This window comes from Methylobacterium frigidaeris (assembly GCF_022179185.1).
Taxonomy (GTDB): Bacteria; Pseudomonadota; Alphaproteobacteria; order Rhizobiales; family Beijerinckiaceae; genus Methylobacterium; species Methylobacterium frigidaeris.
In genome coordinates, this window is record NZ_BPQJ01000003.1 from 237326 (window position 1) to 260105 (window position 22780).

At 70.2% G+C, this 22780-nt stretch carries 22 protein-coding genes and 1 pseudogene; 9 read left to right on the forward strand and 14 right to left on the reverse strand.

What is annotated here, in order from left to right; translation table 11 throughout:
* Positions 1-302 precede the first annotated feature (302 nt).
* Together MFF64_RS04655 and MFF64_RS04660 are read left to right on the forward strand one after the other, a co-directional pair.
* Entirely contained in the window at positions 303-494 is a 192-nt protein-coding gene (locus MFF64_RS04655) for a hypothetical protein (protein ID WP_099899520.1), read from the forward strand.
* A 298-nt stretch (positions 495-792) separates the two neighbouring features.
* Positions 793-1827: a glycosyltransferase family 2 protein gene (locus MFF64_RS04660; protein ID WP_238189809.1), complete on the forward strand. Its 1035-nt coding sequence runs from the start codon at positions 793-795 to the stop codon at positions 1825-1827.
* A 51-nt stretch (positions 1828-1878) separates the two neighbouring features.
* Here MFF64_RS04660 and MFF64_RS04665 read toward each other — a convergent pair whose 3' ends face one another.
* A complete protein-coding gene (locus MFF64_RS04665; protein ID WP_099901371.1) occupies positions 1879-2082 on the reverse strand; it encodes a hypothetical protein in 204 nt (67 codons plus the stop codon).
* A gap of 336 nt (positions 2083-2418) precedes the next feature.
* Between MFF64_RS04665 and MFF64_RS04670 the strand changes: the two genes are divergently transcribed.
* A complete protein-coding gene (locus MFF64_RS04670; protein ID WP_238189811.1) occupies positions 2419-3369 on the forward strand; it encodes a glycosyltransferase family 2 protein in 951 nt (316 codons plus the stop codon).
* Between the two features lie 30 nt (positions 3370-3399).
* Here MFF64_RS04670 and MFF64_RS04675 read toward each other — a convergent pair whose 3' ends face one another.
* Positions 3400-4539 (reverse strand): anhydro-N-acetylmuramic acid kinase, encoded by a 1140-nt coding sequence (locus MFF64_RS04675; RefSeq protein ID WP_207768184.1) that lies wholly within the window; start codon positions 4537-4539, stop codon positions 3400-3402.
* 141 nt (positions 4540-4680) lie between these two features.
* Here MFF64_RS04675 and tyrS point away from each other — a divergent pair, with 141 nt between their 5' ends.
* Positions 4681-5955 (forward strand): tyrosine--tRNA ligase, encoded by a 1275-nt coding sequence (gene tyrS, locus MFF64_RS04680; RefSeq protein ID WP_099905685.1) that lies wholly within the window; start codon positions 4681-4683, stop codon positions 5953-5955.
* Positions 5956-6115: 160 nt separating this feature from the next.
* Here tyrS and MFF64_RS04685 read toward each other — a convergent pair.
* The 5 genes and pseudogenes from MFF64_RS04685 to MFF64_RS04705 form a co-directional block, all read right to left on the reverse strand.
* Positions 6116-7372 (reverse strand): annotated as a pseudogene (locus MFF64_RS04685) (L-serine ammonia-lyase).
* 35 nt (positions 7373-7407) lie between these two features.
* The gene (locus MFF64_RS04690; RefSeq protein ID WP_099905683.1) at positions 7408-7977 is read right to left on the reverse strand and encodes a sarcosine oxidase subunit gamma; all 570 of its coding nucleotides are present in this window, start codon (positions 7975-7977) and stop codon (positions 7408-7410) included.
* Positions 7970-10954 (reverse strand): sarcosine oxidase subunit alpha family protein, encoded by a 2985-nt coding sequence (locus tag MFF64_RS04695; protein ID WP_238189814.1) that lies wholly within the window; start codon positions 10952-10954, stop codon positions 7970-7972. The genes MFF64_RS04690 and MFF64_RS04695 overlap by 8 nt, the downstream gene beginning before the upstream one ends.
* Positions 10954-11244 carry a sarcosine oxidase subunit delta gene (locus MFF64_RS04700; protein ID WP_099901619.1) on the reverse strand — a complete coding sequence of 97 codons (291 nt, stop codon included), beginning with the start codon at positions 11242-11244 and terminating at the stop codon, positions 10954-10956. The genes MFF64_RS04695 and MFF64_RS04700 overlap by 1 nt, the downstream gene beginning before the upstream one ends.
* A 32-nt stretch (positions 11245-11276) precedes the next feature.
* Positions 11277-12530, reverse strand: a complete 1254-nt coding sequence (locus MFF64_RS04705) for a sarcosine oxidase subunit beta family protein (RefSeq protein ID WP_238189816.1) — start codon at positions 12528-12530, stop codon at positions 11277-11279.
* Between the two features lie 244 nt (positions 12531-12774).
* On the opposite strand from MFF64_RS04705, the gene MFF64_RS38580 reads away from it, so the two are divergent.
* The gene (locus MFF64_RS38580; protein ID WP_099904972.1) at positions 12775-13704 is read left to right on the forward strand and encodes an IS630 family transposase; all 930 of its coding nucleotides are present in this window, start codon (positions 12775-12777) and stop codon (positions 13702-13704) included.
* Between the two features lie 225 nt (positions 13705-13929).
* Here MFF64_RS38580 and MFF64_RS04715 read toward each other — a convergent pair whose 3' ends face one another.
* From MFF64_RS04715 to MFF64_RS04725, 3 genes are all read right to left on the reverse strand, one after another.
* The gene (locus MFF64_RS04715) at positions 13930-15006 is read right to left on the reverse strand and encodes an alkene reductase (RefSeq protein ID WP_099904970.1); all 1077 of its coding nucleotides are present in this window, start codon (positions 15004-15006) and stop codon (positions 13930-13932) included.
* Positions 15007-15045: 39 nt separating this feature from the next.
* Positions 15046-16464 (reverse strand): phosphatase PAP2 family protein, encoded by a 1419-nt coding sequence (locus tag MFF64_RS04720; RefSeq protein WP_099904968.1) that lies wholly within the window; start codon positions 16462-16464, stop codon positions 15046-15048.
* A 262-nt stretch (positions 16465-16726) separates the two neighbouring features.
* Positions 16727-17959 (reverse strand): NAD(P)/FAD-dependent oxidoreductase, encoded by a 1233-nt coding sequence (locus MFF64_RS04725; RefSeq protein ID WP_099906679.1) that lies wholly within the window; start codon positions 17957-17959, stop codon positions 16727-16729.
* 332 nt (positions 17960-18291) lie between these two features.
* Here MFF64_RS04725 and MFF64_RS04730 point away from each other — a divergent pair, with 332 nt between their 5' ends.
* The 3 genes from MFF64_RS04730 to MFF64_RS04740 all read left to right on the forward strand — a co-directional run bounded on the left by MFF64_RS04730 (position 18292) and on the right by MFF64_RS04740 (position 19539).
* The gene (locus MFF64_RS04730) at positions 18292-18804 is read left to right on the forward strand and encodes a metallophosphoesterase family protein (RefSeq protein ID WP_099906681.1); all 513 of its coding nucleotides are present in this window, start codon (positions 18292-18294) and stop codon (positions 18802-18804) included.
* 175 nt (positions 18805-18979) lie between these two features.
* Positions 18980-19300, forward strand: a complete 321-nt coding sequence (locus tag MFF64_RS04735) for a hypothetical protein (protein ID WP_099906683.1) — start codon at positions 18980-18982, stop codon at positions 19298-19300.
* A 95-nt stretch (positions 19301-19395) separates the two neighbouring features.
* The gene (locus tag MFF64_RS04740; RefSeq protein ID WP_165795839.1) at positions 19396-19539 is read left to right on the forward strand and encodes a hypothetical protein; all 144 of its coding nucleotides are present in this window, start codon (positions 19396-19398) and stop codon (positions 19537-19539) included.
* 46 nt (positions 19540-19585) lie between these two features.
* On the opposite strand, the gene MFF64_RS04745 is transcribed toward MFF64_RS04740, so the two are convergent.
* On the reverse strand, positions 19586-19843 hold the full coding sequence (locus MFF64_RS04745; RefSeq protein ID WP_099906685.1) for a hypothetical protein: 258 nt from the start codon (positions 19841-19843) through the stop codon (positions 19586-19588).
* Positions 19844-20010: 167 nt separating this feature from the next.
* Here MFF64_RS04745 and flaF point away from each other — a divergent pair, with 167 nt between their 5' ends.
* Positions 20011-20376, forward strand: coding sequence for a flagellar biosynthesis regulator FlaF (gene flaF, locus MFF64_RS04750; protein WP_099906688.1), 366 nt, complete (start codon positions 20011-20013; stop codon positions 20374-20376).
* Between the two features lie 294 nt (positions 20377-20670).
* Here the strand turns inward: flaF and MFF64_RS04755 are convergent, their stop codons facing one another.
* From MFF64_RS04755 to MFF64_RS04765, 3 genes are all read right to left on the reverse strand, one after another.
* A complete protein-coding gene (locus tag MFF64_RS04755; protein ID WP_099906702.1) occupies positions 20671-20991 on the reverse strand; it encodes a hypothetical protein in 321 nt (106 codons plus the stop codon).
* Positions 20992-21240: 249 nt separating this feature from the next.
* Positions 21241-21609 (reverse strand): Rap1a/Tai family immunity protein, encoded by a 369-nt coding sequence (locus MFF64_RS04760; RefSeq protein ID WP_238189819.1) that lies wholly within the window; start codon positions 21607-21609, stop codon positions 21241-21243.
* A gap of 240 nt (positions 21610-21849) precedes the next feature.
* Positions 21850-22524 (reverse strand): hypothetical protein, encoded by a 675-nt coding sequence (locus tag MFF64_RS04765; protein ID WP_099906693.1) that lies wholly within the window; start codon positions 22522-22524, stop codon positions 21850-21852.
* Positions 22525-22780: the final 256 nt, after the last annotated feature.

The window sequence follows — 22780 nt, forward strand, 5'->3', positions numbered from 1 at the left end:
GCACCACCAGGGCGATCCCGAGGGCGAGGCACGAGGCTGCGGCGAACAGGACAGGCATCGGTGGGCCTCCGAAGGAGCGGCGACGGTCAGCGTCTTGGACCCGGAGTGAGGCCGCTCCGTGACGAAGGGTCAGGAAAGCGTGGCCGTAATGCCGTCGGCAGCGGTGCGGCGGTCCGGCTCGCAAGAGCGGAGCGGTCCAGCTCGCAAGAGCGGAGCGGTCCAGCTCGCGAGCGCGGCACCGCCTGACTCGCCCCGGGAGGCATGTTTCTGTAGAATGGCTCTCCGAGCAAGCAAGGAGAGCCATGCATCTCGTCGTGACGGCCCACACCCCGGACGGGCACCTCTCGTACCAGCGCTCCTCACCGGAGGCGGCCCTGGAGAAGGCAGACGAACTCGCGGCGGACGGCCACGAGTGGATCGTGATCACCGACATCACCGGCCGCCACTACGAGCCGGGCGAGTTCGACGACCTGTTCGTGCATCCGGGCAGCTGAGGGCGCGGGGGCGGGGCGCCCCCGTCCATCCCGCACCGGCATCGGAGCCCGACCATCCCGCGCGGGCGCGGGCTCCCCGGCCCGAACGCGACCGATCGACGTAAGCGCCCGCCCCCGAAATGCGGTCTGGTTCCTCCGACTCGACAAGGTTGCACCATCCGCGGCCCGTGATCTGATCGCGTCCTGCGTGCAGGACCGCGAGGCGCGGTCCTGCGACGCGCCGGCTGACCTTCCGCGACACGCGCGCAGCCGGGACATGCAGCCGGGACCTGCCAGTCAGGTCGGACGAGGGTCGGACATGCCGAGCGTCGACGTCATCATTCCCTGCTATCGCTACGCGGATTTCCTCGCCGAGAGCGTCGGCAGCGTCCTGGCGACCGAGAATTGCGACGTCCGCGTCCTGATCCTCGACGATGCCTCGCCCGATCACACGCCGGAGGTGGCCGGGGCCCTGTGCCGGGCCGATGCCCGGGTGGAATACGTCCGGCACGCGACCAACCGCGGCCATATCGCCACCTACAACGAGGGCTTGGACTGGGCGCGGGCGGAATGCCTGCTCCTGCTCTCCGCGGACGATTTCGTCACGCCCGGCGCGCTGGCGCGGGCCGCGCACCTCATGCACGCGCGGCCGGACCTGAGCCTGGTCTACGGTCCGTATCTCAGCGTCGAGGAGGGCAAGCCCCGCCCGGAGATGCCGTCGGCCGATCTGGACGCCGATCACACGATCTACGACACCCGCCAATTCTTCGCGCTCAACCGCTTCATCAACCCGATCCACACCTCGACCGCCGTTGTGCGCACGGCGATCCAGCACCGCGTCGGCGGCTACCGCGCGGAACTCACCCATTCCGGCGACCAGGAGATGTGGCTGCGGCTGGCGCTGCACGGATCCGTCGCCCGGATCGACCGGCCGCAGGGCGTCTGGCGCCAGCACGGCAGCAACATGTCGTCGTACTACTACGAGCAGATGCTTCGCGACATCGATCAGCGCAAGCTGATGTTCGACACCGTCTTCGGCTACCCCGAGGCCGCCGCGGTCGCGGAGATGGGCGGGCCGATGCGGCTGGGGCTCGCCATGTCGGCGGTGCGGCACGCCAGCCAGCCCTTCGACCGCGGAGACGTCGCGGGCGCCCGCCACATGATGGATCACGCCGCCGGCATCAGCCCGGCGGTGCGCCGCACGCGCCTGTGGTGGCTCCAGCGCGCCAAGCTGGCGATGGGCCCGCGCGCCTGGCAGGCGATACGTCCGGTCGTCACGAAGCGGCTCGGCCTGTCGCTCGGCCGCTTCGTCGCCCCGATCGAGCGCCCGGACGCCGTGCAGGACGCACGCTGAGAAGGACGCGCGCCGAGCGCCGAGGTGCAGGCGCGCGTCCCGACCGGCCGATCAGGCGGCGCCGAGGGCGTCGCGCGGGATCGGCGGCAGCGGACGACTGGGGAACGGAATGATCTGGCAGCGGCTCTCCGCCTCCGCGTCGCCGCGCCGGCGGGCCGAGCGCTCGACTGCGGAAGCGATCGCCAGCTTCGCGCGCGGGGAATAGCCCCGGCGGCGCAGCCAAGCCGGGATCGGGGAGAAGCGTCTCTTCGACATGGTTTCGTGTGCCGATGCAGGTGGGCGACGGCGTTAGTTCAAACATGGATGCCGGACCCGGGATACGCCGCTGCGTCCCAAACTCTTGTCCCAGAATCCCAACGCTCGACCGCGGCCTTGAAGTCCGGCACGACGGCCCGACCTCGATCGGCCGTGCTGCACGGCGAGACCTGCGGGTGCGTCGCGGGCGATCCACCTCCACCCTTCGCCGTAGCCGCTTTCGCCCTCCGACTGGAGGCTGGTGGCCGGAAGGCGCGGCTCTCCGGTGGGGGCCGGCCTGCTAATCAGGAACCGGACGCGGCGCGGACTCCCGCGCCCTAGCCCCGGGATTCCGCCATGGCCTCCTCCTTCGCCCCATGCGCCGCCGTCTCCATCGTGATCCCGCTGTTCCAGAAGGCGGACGTGATCGGGCAGACCGTCGAGGCGGTGCTCCGGCAGACCTTCGAGCAGTTCGAGCTGATCGTCGTCGATGATGGCTCGACGGATGGCGGCGGCGATGTCGTTGCGGCGTTCGACGATCCCCGGATCCGCCTCATCCGCCAGGCCAATGCCGGCTCCTCAGCGGCGCGCAACCGGGGTGTCGCCGCGGCGCGGAGCGACTGGATCGCCTTCCTCGACGCCGACGACATCTGGGCCGGCCGGCACCTCGAGAACCTCCTGGCGGCGGCCTCCCGCGGGGACGCGGTCGCGGTCTTCGCCAACCACCTGCTGGCCAGCCGCGCCGCGCCGGTGATGAGGGCCGACGTGCCCGACCAGCGCGTCGACGACGTGTTCGCCTTCGTGCTCGCGACCTACCCCTACGCCGTGCATCCGAGCAGCCTGCTGGTGGACCGGGCCGCGCTGATCCGGGCCGGCCTCTTCCCGGCCGGCGCCGTGATGGGCGAGGACACCGACACCTGGTGCCGGCTCGCCTTCGAGGGTCCGTTCCGCTACGTCGCCGAGCCGACCGCGGTCTACCGCGACGGCCATCCGACCAGCGTGCTCGCGCACCAGCTGCGCCGACGCCCGCTTCCGCCGCCCTTCGACCGGACGCTCACCGCGCTCCTGCGCCACGGCGCGGTGCCGCCCCACCTCGTCCGCTCCGCCGGCCGCTACCGCAACTTCCTGATGCTCGAATACGCCCGCCAGCTCCTCGACGTCGGCGATGCTGAAGCGGCGCGTGATACCTTACGCCGGCATTGCCGCCTCGCCGACGACCCCGTGCGCTACGCCAAGCGCTTCCTGCGGACGTGGTCGTTCGGGCACCGGCTCTACGCGCTGTCGCGACAATGGGTGCTGTCGCGGTGACGCGCTCCTCCGGGATGTCCGCTCCACCGGTTACCCTTCCGGCCGCGCCAGCACTCCACCGGTGATCGCCCGGCTCACGCCTGTCGTCGACGGGAAGGTGATCGGCAGGCCATCGAGCGAGCGCACCGCCAGGTACGCGAAGGCCTGGGCCTCCAGGAAGGCGGAGGACCAGCCGATGGCGTCGGCGGTCGTGATCTCGGCGCGCAGGTGGTAGTTGAGCTGGCGCAGCAACTCGCCGTTGCGGGCTCCGCCCCCGGCGACGATCCAGCGGGTCGGCGGGTCGGTGGCGTGGTCGAGGGCGCGGGCGACGGCCCGGGCCGTGAAGGCGGTGAGCGTCGCGGCGCCGTCCTCGGTCGAGAGCTGGCCGGCGAGCTTGTGCGAGAACCAGTTCCGGTCGAGGGATTTCGGCGGCTTGCGCGAGAAGAACGGGTGGATCAGGAGCCACGCGAGCAGCGGCTCGTCGGGCCGGCCGCGGGCGGCGGTGCGCCCGTTGTCGTCGAGGGCGTGGCCGGTGCGCTCGCGCATCCAGTCGTCGATCAGCGCGTTGCCCGGGCCGGTATCGAAGGCGAGGATTTGTCCGTCCCGGGCGATCAGGGTGGCGTTGGCCACTCCACCGATATTGAGGATGCCGAGGCTGTCGGTGAAGCCCGAGGCCTGGGCGAGCGCCCGGTGGAAGACCGGCACCAGCGGCGCTCCCTGCCCGCCCGCCTCGATGTCGGCGTTGCGCAGGTCCGACACGACCTTGATGCCGAGGCGGCGGCTCAAGGCGGCGCCGTCACCGATCTGCACGCTCATCTTCTGGTCGGGGCGGTGCACCACGGTCTGCCCGTGGAAGCCGATCACGTCGATGTCGGCGCAGGTGAGGCCGTTCTCGGCGAGGAAGTTCTCGACCGCCTCGGCGTGGAGGCGGGTCACCAGCTCCTCGGCTTGGCCCAGGCAGCCCGGGCGCTCGCTGCGCTCGGTCACGGCCTCGGCGTCGATCAGGGCCTGGCGCAGCAGCGCCCGGTCGTCGTCGGAATAGGCGCGGTAGCCCGTCGGTCCGAGCGGCTCGAGATAGCCGTTGTGGCTGCGCTCGACCCGGATCGTCTCGCCGTCGGTCTCGATCAGCGCGACGTCGACGCCGTCGAGGGAGGTGCCGCTCATCAGCCCGATCGCGCGTCGCATCGCCATCCCGAATCGCCCCCGTGCCTTTCGGGGCCGGCACTGCTATGGACCGACCCGTTCCGAATCCGACGGAGCTAGCATGGCGGCGCCGCGCTGTCGCGCCGCAGCCCACGGCAGATTGCCTTCACGAGACTGATCGAGAGTTCCATGGCCGCGCCCACCGACTTCGCGCCGCGTTCCGACTTCCTCCGCGTCCTGCTGGAGCGCGGCTACGTCCACCAATGCTCCGACTTTTCGGGCGTGGACGAGGCTGCCCGGGAGGGCCGGCTGACGGCCTATGTCGGCTACGATTGCACGGCGCCGTCGCTGCATATCGGCCACCTGCTCTCGATCATGATGCTGCACTGGCTCCAGGCGACCGGCGGCAAGCCGGTGGCGCTGATGGGCGGCGGCACCACCCGGGTCGGCGACCCGTCGGGCCGCGACGAGAGCCGCAAGATCCTGACGCTCGACCAGATCGAGGCCAACAAGGCCGAGATCGGCAAGACCTTCTCGCGCTTCCTCGATTTCGGCGCCGGTTCCAACGCCGCGCTGATGGCCGACAACGCCGAGTGGCTGACCACGCTCAACTACATCGAGATGCTGCGCGAGATCGGCCGGCACTTCTCGGTCAACCGGATGCTGTCGATGGACAGCGTGCGGCTGCGGTTGGAGCGCGACCAGGAGCTGTCGTTCCTGGAATTCAACTACATGATCCTGCAGGCCTACGACTTCGTCGAGCTGAACCGCCGCTACGGCGTGACGCTGCAGATGGGCGGCTCGGACCAGTGGGGCAACATCGTCACAGGCATCGATCTCGGCCGGCGCCTCGGCACGCCGCAGCTCCACGCCCTGACCTGCCCGCTGATGACGACGGCGTCCGGCGCCAAGATGGGCAAGACGGCCTCGGGCGCGGTCTGGCTCAACCCGGACATGCTGAGCCCGTACGAGTACTGGCAGTTCTGGCGCAACACCGAGGATGCCGATGTCGGCCGCTTCCTGCGCCTGTTCACCCTGATGCCCCTCGACGAAATCGCCCGGCTCGAGGCGCTCGGCGGCCAGGAGATCAACGAGGCCAAGAAGGTTCTCGCCACCGAGGCCACGGCCCTGCTGCACGGCCGCGAGGCGGCGGAGGGTGCCGCCGAGACGGCGCGGCGCACCTTCGAGGAGGGTGCGCTGGCCCAGAGCCTGCCGAGCGTCGAGGTGTCCCGCGCGGTGATCGAGGCAGGGCTCGGCGTGCTCTCGGCCTTCGGGCCGGACCACGCCGCGCTCGTTCCCTCGACCAGCGAGGCGCGCCGCCAGGTGAAGAGCGGCGGCCTCAGGGTCAACGACGCGCCCGTCATCGACGAGCGCGCGGTGATCGGCGTCGGAGACGTCACCCCGGAAGGCGTGGTGAAGCTGTCCTTCGGCCGCAAGAAGCACGTGCTGCTGCGGGTGGTGTGAGGGCGGCGGCCCACACCGGGATCCTCTGCTCCGCGCGGGGCTGCCTTGAACAGAATGAGCGCGAGTCTCCCTTCTCCGGGGTCGGAGAGGGGATCTCGCGCTCTATCCTGTTCCGAACGGTTCCCCGATCGATCTTTTCGCCCACGACGAAGCAGCGGCGTCAGCACGCCGCCACGTTGACGGCGAGCCCGCCGAGCGACGTCTCCTTGTACTTCGCCTGCATGTCGTGCCCGGTCTGGCGCATCGTCTCGATGACCTGATCGAGGCTGACGCAGTGCACGCCGTCGCCGTGCAGGGCGAGGGAGGCGGCGGCGACCGCCTTGTTAGCCCCGAAGGCGTTGCGCTCGATGCAGGGTATCTGGACCAGGCCGCCGACGGGATCGCAGGGCATGCCGAGATGGTGCTCCATGGCGATCTCGGCGGCATTCGCCACCTGGCGGGGGCAGCCCCCCAGGACGGAAGCAAGGCCCGCCGCCGCTATCGCGGCGGCCGAGCCGACCTCGCCCTGGCAGCCGACCTCGGCGCCGGAGATCGAGGCGCGGCTCTTGATGAGGCCGCCGATCGCCGCTGCGGTCAGCAAGTAGTCGCGGCCGCGCGCCTCGTCCCAGCCGGGGCAGAACTCGGCGGCGTAGCGCAGGACCGCCGGCACGATGCCCGCCGCCCCGTTGGTCGGCGCGGTGACGACCCGGCCGCCGGCGGCGTTCTCCTCGTTGACCGCCAACGCGAACAGGCTGATCCAGTCCATCGCCGCGTGGGCCGGCCGGCTGTTGGAGAGCTTGGCCGCCTCCAACGTCGCGTGCAGGCCGCGGGCGATGCAGGCGAACATCGCGTCGCGGATCGCGTCGAGCCCGGCATCGACCTCCGCCTCGGGGCGGAGAGCGCGCTCGTTCTCCCGCTGCACCTGCGCGATGGTGAGCCCGGTTCGTGCGCAAATCGCCAGGAGGTCGGCGCCGCTCGCGAAGGGATGAGGCACCGCGACCGCGGCGAGCCGCTCCCGGCCGCCTCGCCCTCGTTCTCCACGAAGCCGCCGACCGAGTAGCACACCACCTCGTCGAGCACCGCGCCGGCGTCATCAAGGGCGCGAAAGCGCATGCCGTTGGTGTGGCGTGGCGACGCCCGGCAGCCCGGTCTCGCCGGTCTCGGCCAAAGCCCGCACGTCGTCGGCGACGCCGTCGGGATCGATCGTGGCCGGGTCGTGCCCGAGCAGGCTGAGGCCGATGGCCGTGTCGGTGGCGTGATCCCGCCCGGTCCAGACGAGCGAGCCGAACAGCTCGACGCTCACCCGCGCCACGCCATCTCGAGGTGCGATCCGCGCGCGGAAGCGGCGCGCAGCGACCATCGGGCCGATCGTGTGCGAGCTCGACGGGCCGATGCCGATCTTGAACAGGTCGAAGGCACCGATCGTGGGTCGTCTCAGCGCCTGCTCACAGAACCAACCGATCGAACACGCGCTCAGCCAGCCGACCGGGCGGCCTCGACGAGGAAGCCGTGGACGTAGGTCGAGAACGAGCGCCAGCACTCGACGCGGTAATGCGGCACCGCGCCCGGACGCCGAATCAGGACGATCTCCGCCTTGCCCAGCAACGTGCGGGTCGCGGACCTCGCCGGGAAGGCAGCCTCGCCGAGATCGAGCGGGCAGCCGGCATTGAGCGCGATTGCGGCGCGCGCGCCGCTCACGTCGATGCCGACATTGCGGTGCGAGATGTCGACGATCGCGTGGGGCCGCTCCCCGAGATCGGCCGCGAGCGCTCCCGGCAGGGTGTCTCCTTCCGCCTCGTCGGCGCCGATCAGCCACTCGTCGGGCCCGAGGCGGGCGATCCAGCGACGCGCGTCGCCGCTTAACCTGTTGATCGGCCGGTCGAGCGCCAGGCCCGCCGCCGAGGCGACAGGATCGCGCACGCGCAGGGAGAGCCGCGCCTCGGCGCCTGCGGGCTGGATCACGATGCCGGACCCGGCCGGATCGGCGGCCGGGAAGCGGCCGAGGGGGAGCGCGCGGGCGGTGCGGTAGAGGGCCTCAAGCATGGATGCGCTCGCCTGTGGGATCGAGGAAGACCGGATCGACGACCGTGACGCGGGCAAAGCCCTCCGGCGTGGTGGCGTGGAGGTGGCCGCCGAGGCGCGCGCGCCCGTCCGCCACGAGGGCGAGCGCGATGGAGCGCCCGCAATTCGCACTTCCGTAGCTCGAGGTGACGTGGCCGAGCATTCGCATCGGGATCGGCTGGTCCGGATCGGCGACGAGCTGCGCGCCCTCATCGAGCACGAGGGCGGGATCGTCGGTGACGAGCCCGACGAGCTGCTTGCGGCCGGGGGCGACCACGTCGGGCCGGGCGAGCGAGCGCTTGCCGACGAAATCCTTCTTCGCCTTGGCGATCATGCCCGACAGCCCGACATCGTCCGGCGTCACGGTGCCGTCGGTCTCCTGGCCGACGATGATGTAGCCCTTCTCGGCCCGCAGCACGTGCATCGTCTCGGTGCCGTAAGGGGTGATCCCGAAGGGCTCGCCGGCCGCATGGACTGCTTCCCAGACCGCGAGCGCGTGATCGGACGGCACGTTGATCTCGAAGCCGAGTTCGCCGGTGAACGAGACGCGAAACAGCCGGGTCGGCACGCCGCAGATCGTGCCGGTGCGCATCGCCATGTGGGGGAAGGCCGCCGGCGACAGGTCGATCCCCTCGACGAGGGCTGAGATCACCGCGCGCGCCTTCGGCCCCTGGACGGCGATCACCGCCCATTGCTCGGTGGTCGAGGTCAGGAAGACTCGCAGATCCGGCCACTCGGTCTGGAGGTAGTCCTCCATATGGGCGAGCACCCGCGCGGCGCCGCCGGTCGTCGTGGTGACGTGGAAGCGATCGGGGGCGACGCGGGCCACCACGCCGTCGTCGAGGATGTAGCCGTCCTCCTTCAGCATCAGCCCGTAGCGGCAGCGCCCGACCTCGAGCTTCAGCCACGGGTTGATGTAGAGGCGGTTCATGAACTCGGCTGCGTCGGGCCCCACGACCTCGATCTTGCCGAGCGTCGAGGCGTCGAAGATCCCGACGCCCTCGCGCACCGCCTTGCACTCGCGGGCGACCGCGTCGTGCATGCTCTCGCCGGGTTTCGGGAAGTACCAGGCGCGGCGCCACAGGGCGACGTTCTCGAACGCCGCGCCGCGGGCTTCCGCCCAGGCGTGGATCGGCGTGGTGCGGATCGGATCGAACAGGGCATGGCGCGCCGGGCCGACGAGGGTGCCGAAGGTGACGGGCGTGTAGGGCGGCCGGAAGGTCGTGGTGCCGACGCTCGGCAGAGTGGTGTCGAGCTGCCCGGCGACGAGGCCGAGGGCGTTCATGTTCGAGGTCTTGCCCTGGTCCGTCGCCATGCCGGTCGTGGTGTAGCGCTTGACGTGCTCGATCGACCGAAAACCCTCGCGCACCGCGAGCCCGATATCCTTGGCGGTGACGTCGTTCTGGAAATCGACGAAGGCCCGGACCTTGGTCGGGTCGGCATCGGTCGGCATCGCGCGCACCGGCCGGAAGCCGGTCGGGGTCGGGCTCGCGGTGAAGCGGCGGCGCTCCGCCGACCCGGCCGCCGCGGCGCCGGCGGCGTCGCCCTCGGTGAGGCAGGCAGCGAGGTCGTAGGTGCCCTTCGCGGCACCCGCCGAGCGCTCTCCTTGAACCGACGTGCCGGGCACGAAGGCGTCGATGGCGGCATTGTAATCGAGCTTGCCGCGGGATTGCGAGAACAGGTGCACGGCCGGCGTCCAGCCGCCGGACATGCCGACGCAGTCGCACGGGATGAGATGGTGCGCCCCGCAGCGGCCGGCCCGGTCGACCGGCGCGACGACGAGGCCGGTGACGCGCTTGGCCCCCTTCGCACCGATCACCGTGTGGCCGGTCAGGACCTCGATGCCCGCGGCGCGCAAGGAAGCCAGCTCCGGCCCGCACTCGTCTTCCGAGCGCAGGTCGACGAGGGTGACGGCGAGGCCCGCCGCCCGGGCGTCGAGGGCAGCGGCATAGGCCGAGACGCCGCTCGTCGCGAACACGATCCGCCGGCCTGGCGCCACGCCGTACCGGTTGAGGAAGACCCGCACGCTCTCGGCGAGCAGGATGCCGGGCCGGTCGTTGTCGGCGAAGACCAGCGGGCGCTCGTGGGCGCCGGTGGCCAGCACTACCTTGCCGGCGCGGACCTGCCAGAGCCGCTCGCGCGGCGCCGTTCCGGGATTGGGCAGGTGGTCGGTGATCCGCTCGGCCAAAGCCACGTGATTGTGGTTGTAGTAGCCGAAGGCGGTGGTGCGGGAGAGCAGGATGACGTTCTCGCGCGAATCGAGCTCGACGAGGGCCGCCTCCAGCCACTGCGCCGCCGGACGCCCGTCGATCTCGGCGCTCGTGTCGTGCAGGAGCGTGCCGCCGGGCTCCGGCCCCTCGTCGGCGAGGATCACGCGCCGGCCCGTGCGGGCGGCGGCGAGCGCCGCCGCGAGGCCGGCGGGGCCCGCGCCGACCACCAGGACGTCGCAATGGGCGTGGCGGTTGGCGTAGCGGTCGGGATCGGGGACGGACGGCGCCTTGCCGAGGCCCGCAGCCGCTCGGATCACCGGCTCGTAGACCTGGTCCCAGAACTTCTTCGGCCACATGAAGGTCTTGTAGTAGAATCCGGCGACGAAGACCGGCGACAGCAGGTCGTTGATCGCACCGACATCGTGCTCGAGCGACGGCCAGTGGTTCTGCGAGTGCGTCGCCAGCCCGTCGCGGACCTCCACCACCGAGGCGCGGTTGTTCGGATCGACCCGGCCGGGGCCGCGATCGACCGAGAGCAGGGCGCTCGGCTCGTCCGAGCCGTGGCTCAGGATGCCGCGCGGGCGGTGATACTTGAACGAGCGCCCGACGAGGTGGATGCCGTTGGCGAGGAGCGCCGAGGCGACGCTGTCGCCGTGGAAGCCGTCGACCGTCCGGCCGTTGAAGGTGAAGCGGACCGGGCGCGTGCGGTCGATGCGGCCGCCCCGGGACAATCTGAACGGCTGTGCCATCACGCCCTCGCGTCGCTGGTCTGGGTGGGCTGCGCGCCCGTCGGGTAGGTCTCGAGGAAGCGGTCGCTCACCGTGTCGCGCAGCGCGTTGAACCAGCGCCCGCAGCCATGGGCGTGGCACCAGCGCTCGGCATGGACCCCGCGCGGGTTGGCGCGCACGAACAGGTGCTCGGCCCATTGCGCGTCGCTGAGCGCCGCCGGGTCGGCGGGCCGGGCGATATGGGCCTGTCCGCCGCAGCGGAACTCGGTCTCGGGTCGGTTGCCGCAATGGGGGCAGGCGATCAGCAGCATCGGGCGCCTCGTCGCGTCGGTGGATGTGGGGATCAGTGCGCGACGGCCGCGGCAGCGGCCTCGTCGATGAGGCGCCCGGTGCGGAAGCGGTCGAGGGTGAAGGGCGCGTTGATCGGGTGCGGCTCGCCGGTCGCGAGCGTGTGGGCGAAGACGTGGCCCGAGCCCGGCGTCGCCTTGAAGCCGCCGGTGCCCCAGCCGCAATTGACGAACAGGTTGTTGACCGGGGTCTTGCCGATGATCGGCGAGCGGTCCGGCGTCACGTCGACGATGCCGCCCCAGGAGCGCAGCATCCGCATCCGGGTGAATTGCGGAAACAGCTCGCAGATCGCGTCCAGCGTGTGGGTGGTGATGTGCAGCCCGCCCTGCTGGCTGTACGAGGTGTACTGGTCGGTGCCCGCCCCGATCACCAGCTCGCCCTTGTCCGACTGCGAGATGTAGGCGTGCACCGCGTTCGACATCACCACGCAGGGGAAGACCGGCTTGACCGGTTCGGACACGAGGGCCTGGAGCGGGTAGCTCTCGAGCGGCATGCGCAGGTCGGCCATCGCCATCACGGTCGAGGTGTGGCCGGCGGCCACGACCCCGATCCGGCCGGCCTTGATGAAGCCCCGCGTCGTCTCGACCCCGATCGCCGCACCAGCGGCGTCGCGGCGGATACCGGTGACGGCGCAGTTCTGGATGATGTCAACGCCGCGGGCATTCGCCCCGCGGGCATAGCCCCAGGCGACAGCGTCGTGGCGCGCGGTGCCGGCCCGGCGCTGCAGGGCGCCGCCGAGGACCGGGTAGCGCAGGCTCCCGGCGATCTCGAGCGGGGGGCAGAAGTCCTTGCACTGCTCCTTCGTCAGCCACTCGTTGTCGATGCCGTTGAGGCGGTTGGCGTAGATGTGGCGCTTGAAGGACTGCACGTCGTGCAGGGTGTGCGCGAGCATCAGGACGCCGCGCTGCGAGAACATGACGTTGTAGTTCAGCTCCTGGGACAGGCCCTCCCAGAGCTTGAGGGCGTGCTCGTAGAGCGCGGCGCTCTCGTCGTAGAGGTAGTTCGAGCGGATGATCGTGGTGTTGCGGCCGGTATTGCCGCCGCCGATCCACCCCTTCTCGACGACCGCCACGTTGGTGATTCCGTGCACGGTGGCGAGGTAGTAGGCGGTTGCGAGGCCGTGGCCGCCGCCGCCGACGATGACGACGTCATAGGCCGGCTTCGGCTGCGGGTCCCGCCACTGGCGGCCCCAGCCCCTGTGCCCCTTGAGGGACTCGGAGAGCAGCGACGAGAGGGAGAATCGGCGCATCGATCGGCCTTCCTGTGTTGCCGGATCATCGGAGCGGAGCGCCGCCGCGGCTTTCGCGACGGCGACCGCGAGTTTGGGATTTGCCACTTCACGGATCCGGCAAGGGCCCCTCCCCGATTCCCTTTCACGCTGGGGTACCGATCCTGCTTGCCCTGGGCGCCAGCCTTGGAGCCATTCTCAAGGAGCGATGCAAGTCCTCGAGCGATGCAAGCCCTCGAGCGATGCAAGCCTTCGACGGACGACGATGGTGGTCGGGAATGCCGACATGATGGCGAGGGATGGCGCTGCCGCTTCCGAGGAGGTGACGGCGGTCGGCTTCATGCTCGTCGAGCATTTCTCGATGATCGCCTTCTCGTCGGCGGTCGAGCCGCTGCGGCTCGCCAACCGGGCGGCGCGGCGCGAGCTCTACTGCTGTTCGCTATGGTCGGAGAACGGGCAGAGCTGCACCCATCAAGGAGTTGTTCGGGGTCGAGATGCACGAGCGCACGGTCGGCAAGCACCTGGCGGAACTTGGCTCCGTGCGGCTCTCGGTGCGCCCGCAGCCTTCCAAAACCGACGACCAGACCCGAGAGGCTTTCAAACAAACCTCGCCGCGCGCGTGGCGGAGATCCTGCCCGAACCCGCCCGCGACAAGCCGCTTGAGGTCTGGTTCCAGGACGAAGCCCGCGTCGGCCAGCAAGGCACGCCGACCCGGGTGAGGGCGCGCAAGGGCACGCGTCCGCGGGCACCGCGCGACCAGCGCTACAAGTGGACGTATCTGTTTGGCGCAGCCTGCCCGGCGCGCGGGACCAGCGCAGCTTTGGTGCTACCGACGGTCAACACGGAGATGATGTCACTGCACTTGGCCGAGATCAGCAAGCAGGTCGCGCCAGGCTCGCACGCGGTTCTGGTGCTGGACGGGGCTGGCTACCACGGCACGGCCAAGACACGCCGCCCGCACGGCTTGGTCGTGCCAGACAACATCACATTGCTGCACCTGCCGGAGGCGTCACCGGAGTTGACCCCGATGGAGCTGGTCTGGCAGTACCTGCGCCAGAACAAGCTCGCCAACCGGATATTCCGCGACTACCGCCAGATCGTCGACGCCTGCTGCGACGCCTGGAACTTCTTTGCTGACAACCCAGGCATCGTCACATCCATCACGGCGCGGGACTGGGTACAGATCAAACTCTAGGGCCGCTGGTATAAAAACCACTTCCGTTCCCGGACGACGGGAGCGTCCGCGAAAGGAGATCTGGGATCCAGAAGAGACCTGCCGCACAGCGGCTCCGGGTGCTGCATCGCTGCAGACGAATGCACGCTTCGCGGCGTCTTGCGCCGGATCCCGGATGTCCTTCCGCTATTGCTTCGGTCGTCCGGGCATGGCGGAAATTAACGGCGAGGGACCTGCTCGCCCGCCTCACGCCGCCGGCGGATAATCGACGTAGCCCGCCGCCCCGCCGGCATACCACGTCTCGGTGTCGTCGGCGGCGAGCGGGATGCCTTGCGCGATCCGGCGCGGCAGGTCGGGATTGGCGATGAAGGGCCGCCCGAACGCGATCGCGTCGGCCTCGCCGGCATCGAGGGCGGCCTGGCCCCGCACCCCGTCATAATCGGAATTGAGCACGAAGGCGCCGTGGAACGCCGCCCGCATCCGCGGCGCCACCGGCGGGCGCTCGGCCTTGCCGTTGGTGCCCTCGTAGCCGGGCTCCCGCACCTCCAGGAACGCGACGCCGATTTCGGAGAGTGCAGCAGACGCGGCCTCGAACAGCGGCTCGGGGTTGCTGTCGTTCACCCCCTGGCGCTCCTCGTTCGGCGACAGGCGCACGCCGGTGCGCTCGGGGCCGACGACCTCCGCCACCGCCGCCACGACCTCGCGCAGGAACCGGATGCGGTTCTCGATGGAGCCGCCGTAGCGGTCGGTGCGGAAATTGGCGTTGTCGCGCAGGAACTGGTCGATGAGGTAGCCGTTCGCGGCGTGGATCTGCACGCCGTCGAAGCCGGCTTCGAGCGCGTTGCGAGCCGCCTTGCGATAATCCTCCAGGACCGCCCGGATGTCGTCCTCGGTCATGGCACGCGCCTCGACATGGGGCGCCTTGCCCTCGTAGGTCCGCGCCAAGCCCGGCATCGTGGTGGCCGAGGACGAGACCGGCTGGCCGCGCCCGGGCAGGCTCGGATGCACCACCCGCCCCATGTGCCAGAGCTGCGACACGATCAATCCGCCCGCCGCGTGCACGGCGGCGGTGACCGGCCGCCAAGCCTCGACCTGCTCGGGACTCCAGATCCCGGGCGCGTAGGGCCAGCCGAGCCCCTGCGAACTGATTCCGGTCGCCTCGGAGATGATGAGGCCGGCCGAGGCGCGCTGGGCATAGTATTCGACCATCATCGCGGTCGGCACGTGGTCGCGAGTGGCCCGCGCCCGGGTGAGCGGCGCCATGAGCACCCGGTTGCGCGCGTCGAGCGCGCCGAGGCGGATCGGATCGAGGAGGCTGGGCATCGCGAACTCTGCTGCGTGTTCAGGGAAAAGCCGGGGGCGTCAGCGGGTCGTCTGCTGCTGCGGGCGCTTCGTCGCGGCCAGCGCCGCGGCCTTGCCGGCGGCGGCGTAGAGGTTCAGGCGCGAATAGACCCCGAAGGCCGAGCCGTCGTCGAGGAAGCCGCCGCCGGGTCCCTGCGTCTCGGTCAGGATGGCGTTCGCCTCCGCGAGGCTCAAGGAAGGGAAGGCCGCGGTCAGCAGGTAGCCGGCCTCGGGGGCGAGCTTGCCCACATCCTCGACCGTGTTGGCGGTGTTGGCGTGGACTACCGGCAGGCCGTAGGTCTGCGTGGTGTTGTAGAAGGCCTCGTTCGTCGCCGCGTCCCGGAACCGGCCGGTATCGGTGGCCGCGCAGGCGGCGACCGCCTCTCCGCAGGCATCCTTCAGCACGAGGGCGAGGTCGGCGCGGGCCGTCTCCAGGGCCGCGCGATAATCGGTGATCGCGACCGCGTCGTTGGTCTGCCGGCTCATCTCGTTGATGACGGCCGGGTTCTTGCGGATCTGGCCGACATAGGCCGGATCGTTGGCCAGCAGGTGGGCGACCGCGTGGAGCGCCACCGTGCGCCCGCCGAGCACGTCCATGGCGTAATGCGCGCCGACGACGATGCGGTTGTTGCCGTACTCGGCCGCCCGGACGATCATCTGCTGGTAACGCTCCGGGACGAGGAGCGCGAGGACCAGCGATTCGGTGTAGCCGTAGGTGGTGTGGCCACTCGGGTAGGACGGACTGTCGGTCAGGTTCTGGCTCGGCCCGTGCAGCCAGTCGAGGCTGTGCGAGGTGCGCTTGAAGTAATCGTCGCCGCGATAGGCGTAGAGGCGCGGCAAAGTCTGGAACGGGCGGGAATTGCCGAAGGCATCGGCCCCCTTGCTGCCGGCCGGCCGGTCATAGGCCTTGCCGAACACGTCCGGAACGCCGCCCCGCGCCGCGAAGATGCCGGCGGCCGCCTCGGAGACCGGGGCCTTGCCGTCGGTCGTTCCGTTGGCGAAGAAGTATTTCCCGGAATTCGAATCCGACTTCGTGATGTTGTTGGTGTAGCCGAGCAGGTCGGCCACCGACTGCGTCACGTTGCTGAACGTCTTGTAGTCGGCGTAGCGCGCCTTCGCTTGGTAGATCGCCCCGAGCCGGCTGCCGAGCCCGTCGGCGAGCTCGGTGGCGTTGCCGTCGGTGATGAAGCAGTCGCGGAGCGCGAGCTGGCGTTGCTCGTCGAGGGCCAAGAGGTGCGGCTGCGTCTGCGTGCCGAACTGGATGTCGCCGGTCACCTGCAGATTGGCGGCGAGCGCCGCCTTCCCTTCCTGCGTCTTCTGGAGGGCGCTGACCGGGGCGAGCCCGTGGAGGGCGACGAGGTTCGTGGCGGTCTGCGCCGCCGCCGCGCCGGGCAGCAGCAGGCAGAGAATCGCGGCACCGTGGATCGTGGCCCTGCGCATGACGTCTCCCCCGGATGGATTTTTTCGGGCGCCAGAAGACGACGCCGGCCGCGTCCTGTCCAGCCCGGTTGAGCGGCCCCGTCGGCGCCATTCCAGGGCAAACTCGGCCGCGTCCCCGCCGTCGAACACCCTTCGCGAGGCGCCGATCGCGGGCCTTGATAGGCTTTGTCGCCGAAACCCATACCATGGATGGTGGACCGACGCCGTCCGTGGCTTTTTTCGAGACGCCCCATCCTTTGGCTTGGCGCGGTCGGGTCCGGCATCAGCGGCGACCCGGGCGGAACGGCGCAGGCGGTACCAGCGGAGCCTCGCCCGACATCGCCTCGGCCAGCAGGCGACCGGAGGCCGGTCCGAGGGTGAAGCCCTGGTGCCCGTGGCCGAAATGAAACCACAGGCCCGGATGGCGCGGCGCGGGCCCGACGACCGGCAGCATGTCGGGCATGCAGGGGCGGATGCCGGACCAGGGCGCGTTCTCGCGGGGACCGCCGAGATCGAGGAGACCTGCCGCGGCGGCTTCCGCACGGGCGAGCTGAACCGGGCCGGTCGCGGCGTCCGGCCCCGCCAGCTCGGCGCCGGTGGTGATGCGCAGGCCCGCCGCCATCGGAGCGAGGACGGTGCCGTTCTGGGCGTCGTAGAGCGGCAGGTCCAGCGTCCGGGCATTGCGCCAGTGCCGGTGATAGCCGCGCTTGCGCACCATCGCGATCCGGTACCCGAACCGGCGCAGGAGAGCGGGCGACCACGGCCCGAGCGCCACCACCGCGGCCGCAGCCTCCACCGTGCCGTCCGTCGTTCGCACGCTCCAACCCCGCCCTGCCGGCGCGAGGCTGTCCGCCTCGCCCCGGAGCAGCGTCCCGCCGCGCCGGGCGAACAGGGCGGCATAGGACGCCACGAGGGCGCCCGGATCCCGCACGGACCACGGATCCTCCCAGTGGATCGCCCCCGCTCCCGTCCGCTTCAGCACCGGCTCCGCCGCGGCGAGATCGGCGGAGGACAGCGCCCGCGCGCGAACCCCGTAGCGCGCCCGCAGGCGCTCGGCCTCCGCCACGGCCTCGTCCATCGCCCGCCTGTCGCGGTGGAGCACGCGAAAGCCGTCCCGGCGGACGAGGTCGGCGGCGCCCGCCGCCTCGATCAGCGCCGCATGCTCGGGGACCGCGTGCCCGATGAGACCTGCATAGGCGTGCGAGGCGACCGCGTGCCGGCGCGGGCCTGAGTGCCACCAGTAGCGCAGGAGCGGCCCGAGATGGCGGTGGAGGGAGCGGAGCTCGTAATGGACGTCGTTGCTGCGGCCGGTGGCGATCGCCCACAAGGCCGCCCGGTCGCGTGGCATGGCGTAGGGCTCGACCGCCTCGCTCTGGATGATCCCGGCATTGCCGTAGCTCGTCTCCCGCCCCGGCCCGCCCCGGTCGACGAGGGCGACCGACCATCCGCGCTGCTGCAGGTGGAGGGCGGTGCCGATGCCGACCATGCCGGCGCCCAGAACGATCGCGCTGCGCAACTCACCGCCTCGGGGTTGGGAAGATTCGTGACAGGAGGATTTGTGCCAAGAGGATTTGTGCCAAGAGGATTCGTGCCAAGAGGATTTGTGCCAGGACGAGTCGTGGGTTCGTCGCCGCCGGGCAGGACGCGGTCACGATACGCAGGGCGCGCGGCGGTGCAACCGAAGGCCCGGCCTCGGAGAGGTCGCGCCGCGAATGTTTCGTCCGGCGTGCCGCACGAATTCTCGCTGCAGGAGGCGCAGCGATCCGCGAGACATGTGCAGGAACGGCGTCTCGCTTGCCGGAACCCGGCCGCCCGTCGCGATTTCCGGAGGGCCACCCGGGACCTCGCATGACCACCTATTTCACCAGTGACACCCATTTCGGCGACCCGCGGGTGCTCCGCATCGACCGCCGGCCCTTCCCCGACCTCGCGACCCACGACGCGGCCCTCGTCGAGAACTGGAACGCCGTGGTGGAACCGGACGACACGGTCTGGCATCTCGGCGACTTCGCCCTCGGACCGCCGCCGGAGCGGGTCCAGGCCCTTCTCTCGGCGCTCAACGGGCATAAGCACCTGATCGTGGGCAACAACGACAGTCCGGCGACGCTTGCCGCGCGCGGGTGGCTCAGCATTGCGCATTACGCCGAGATCGACGTCGACGGGCACCACCTCGTCCTGTGCCACTATGCATTCCGAACCTGGAACCGCATGGGCCGGGGCGTCCTGAACCTGCACGGCCACTCGCACGGCAAGCTGAAACCGGCGACCCGGCAATACGATGTCGGCGTCGATGCCTGGGACTTCCACCCGGTGACACTGGAAACGATCCGCGCGACGCCGCGCCGGCGCACGACGACCTGAGGCTTTCCGCGTTCACCTCGCTCGGGATCCCTGCCATCCATCTGAGCAGTTTTGCGCGGAACCCCCTGGGCGCCCCCGACGTTCCTCGCTCACAAGAAGCAAGCTTGGCATCACGCTTCATCCATGGGGCAGATCGCCGCAGCTGCGAATCCTAAATCAGTCGATGAGTTCAACGATGACCACACCGCGTCGTCTCCCGCTCGGCTGGCCGCTCGCCGCCGCCCTCGTGATCCTGGCCGGCCCGGCCCTGGCCCAGCCGGCCTGCGTCAGTGCCCAGCGCAAGATCGACGAGGCCGGCGCCCTGCGGTTCCAGGCCCGGCAGGATGCGCGCATCGGCGACCGCGACCGGGTCTGCGACAATCTCGGTGACGCCGAGGACCGCTACGAGGATGCCCGCGACCGGCTCGACGATTGCGGCCTCGGCGTCGCCTCGGTCGATCTCAAGACCGCCATCCGCTCGGTGCGCCAGGAGAAGCGGTTCTTCCGCTGCGATTGAGCGCGTGCCGTAGCGCACACCTTTTCACCCGCAATTAACCCATCACTCACAACGGGCGGTGCCGGGACGCGGCACGCCAGATCGGATCACCAGCCATGACCAGCGCCAGCCAGACCCCGTCCGAGGCCCGCCTCTCCGCTCCGGCCGCCGGTGCCCACTCCTTCACCGCGGCGCTCTGTGGGTTCCTGGGCTCGACGGCGGCCACGACCGTGGTGATGTTGCTGCTCAGCAGCGTCTGAGCGCCCACGCCGCCCGGCCGACACGTTTGGCCCAAGGAGCGCTCCTCTAGGGCGCCACGGACCAGAATCGCCGCCGGGCGAACAGCATGTCCGGCTGGCCGACCTGCGGGCTTCCCGCCTGCACATGGGCCTGCACCGGAGGCGGTGGCGGGCAGACCGGATCCGGACGTCGCGTCTGGATCATGACCGGCTCCGGCCGCACGATGCCCATCTTCACCTGGACGTCCGGATTGCGCAGGGCCGCGACCGTCGCCACGGCGGCCATCAATGCGCCCGTGGTGGCGCCGAGGAGGAAATTCAGCATAGCGGCCGGTCCTTGCGCCGACATCGTAGCGGTTTGAGGGCGAAACCCCGACTTGTGAGGCAAGCCGGATGCCGCAACGTCGGGCTTCTTTCACAACCCTAGCTTAACAAATCGATGGCAGACCTGCCCCCGGGTGCCGCTTCAGCGGCAAGCCAGAGAGGCAGACGATGAGCTACGCGGCGAACGCCTACGCGCGAACGGCCCAGGTGGCGCTGACACCCCGCGAGGCAGAGGCCGCGGTGCTGATCAAGGCGGCGGCCCGCCTGCAGGCGATCCAGGACAATTGGGACGTCCAGCAGACGACGCTGAACGAGGCTCTCGGCTTCAACCGCAAGGTCTGGACGCTGCTCTCCTCCGCCGCGACGGAGCCGGATGCGCCTCTCCCGGAGGAGCTGAAGACCGCAATGGCCCGCCTCGGTGCCTTCGTCTTCACCCGTACCCTTGACGCAATGATCGAGCCCAGCGCCGACAAGCTGACTGCCCTGATCCGCATCAACCGCGAGCTGGCGAGCGGCCTGCGCGGCAATCCTTGATCGCTGGATCGAGAGTTCGCGGGTGCAGGAGCAGAATCCCATCCCTCCGAAGCAATTCGGGGCCGCGCGGTGGAGCGCGGAATCCAGGACCGCCGATGATGCAGGACAAAGCGGACGCGGTGCCGCCTTGTTCCCATCAGCCTGAGGTTCTGGATTCCGGGCTCTGCTGCGCGGCCCCGAAATGACGCGAAGGGTGTTGATCCGGTCGCTGCACGCCGATGCGGACCGCACGGATCCACCGACGAGAGCCCTCATCCTGATGCAGTGAAGGCTCTCGCCGACTGGAGCCCGGGGTTACTTGTGCTGCCGACGAGCGAGCGCGCTGTCGTCGCCCGAGGTCGTGGTCATCGGCGCTTCCAGGCCGCTGGTGTTCTGCTCGGCTCGGTCGGGCAGGGTCTGGTCGAAGTTGCGCCGGTTGGCGGCGTGGTCATGGTACTGCTCGGTCTGCACGAACTTGCTGTCGAGGCCCCGCGCCGCCCCGTGCTGGGCCTTGTCGCGGTTGCTGAGCACCATGTTCTCCTCGAGGATGCCCTCCGGCAGCTCGGTCATCGCGCCCGTTCCGGAGCCCTTGCCCTGCGCCCCGGGACCCATGTTGTGCCTGTCGGCCTTGGCCATGTTCATCCTCCGATCGAGCGGGTCATGGGAGAGGATCCTGCTGGTTGCAGCGCCTCGTCCCGCCTACTCACTAAGAGTATGGAGCGCATCGGCCGGAGCAAGCGGGGCCGCAGAAAATATTGCCGGGAACCTTCTAGCATCGAAAGTAATACCGCCGGACCGATCCTATCCGTCTGATCATTCCCGACGAGCGACCTGATCCTGCGCCGCAACCCGGAACCTTCGCCGGAACGAGAGCGTCGCCGCCCCCTAATCTTTCCGGCACGGAAACGCGTCGCGCAGGGCCAGCAGGGCCAGGACGCCGGCCTTCTCGCGCAGGGCTGGCGGGTGGGCAGCGCCGTAAGCCACCACCGCCCGGACGAGCTGGAGCCGGTTGCCGTCGAGCGGCAGGCAGGCTCCGAGGATCGGCGGCTGGTTGGCGGTGTCGGCAACCCCGGCGAGGTCCTGCACCGCGCCCATGAAGGCCCAGCAGCCGACGGTCTCCGGATCCTGGCGGAATTCGACGTCGTTGCCCCGCACCTTGGCACCGCGCAGCAGGCTCTTGCACTGCGCCACCAGCACGGCGCCTTCGGCGGCGCGCGCCGGCGCGGCCCATGCTCCGGCAGTCAGGATCGCCACCAAGACGAGGGCAGGGAGGATAACCGGGTGGAGGAGACCTGGACACCGCAGGTTCTCGCCGGAAGACGGCGCGCGGTTCGGGAACCTGCTCGGAATCGACATTCGGACACAGCTCGACGCGGGAGGCCGCCTGCCTGCGGCCCGGCGCATCCTAGCAAGCGCAGCTGCACCTTGCGCCGCGCCGCTCGCAGTGAGTCACACCCTCGTTGCCGCAGGGCCGGACCGGAAAGCCCGGGGCGATCAGCGCACCGGGTAGACCACCCGGGCCAGGGCCGCCTCGACGCGAGGCGTCGGCACCGTCGTCGCGGACGCCTTCTGGTATTGCGCCATCATCCGGCGAGCCGCATCGGCCGGCAGCGCGCCGATCGGCGCCGTCATCGCCAGCAGCTCCTTGCGGGTCTTGGCCGCCACTACTCCGGGACGGTTCACGTCCTGGAAGTCGCTCATCTTGTGCTTGTCCGAGTCGGGATCGCCGTGAAACACCCGCGGGCCCTCGGGCATGATGACGATGTCGCCCGGCCGCAGGGTCGGGTCGCGCAGGAGCGCGGTGCGGGCGTCGAGTGACTTGAGCGGCGATACCGCGATCGCGAGGGGCTTGACCTCCTTCTGCGGCTTTGCCTCGGCCTTCGGCAGGGCGACGTAGCGGGTGCGACCGCGCAAAGCCTTGGCCTGTGCCGCGAGGCGGTTGCGCCGGCTCGCCCGCTGGCGGATCGGCGCGTCGTAGGGCTGGACCGCGTAGGGCTGTGCCACAGGCGCCGGGGCGGCGGCAGGGCCGGAAAAGATCTGGCGGAGGAAATCGAGGCCGTCATTCTCGGCCCGTGCGCCTGCGCTCGAGGCGATCAGCAGGCATCCCGACGACATCGCCAGGAGCAGGGCGCGCATCCGGGCAGCAGGCATGATCTGGTGCAGCGGCATCGAGCCTCTCCAGTTGGCGTGACGGCGAATCTTAGGAAATCTGTACTGGTACCCGGCCGATTAACCTCGACGGCAGCCTGCCAGTTCCGAGCTTTCGGCCAAAGATGAACAATTTATGATCGTCCCGTCCGGTCCCCTCCCCGATCGGATGAGGCGGCGCCGCGCGGACGCGGCGCGGGGACGGGCTATGGCCCGGATCTCGCCATCTCCGGCCCTTGTCTTGGGTGTCGACGCCTGAACACTGGTCTCGATCCAG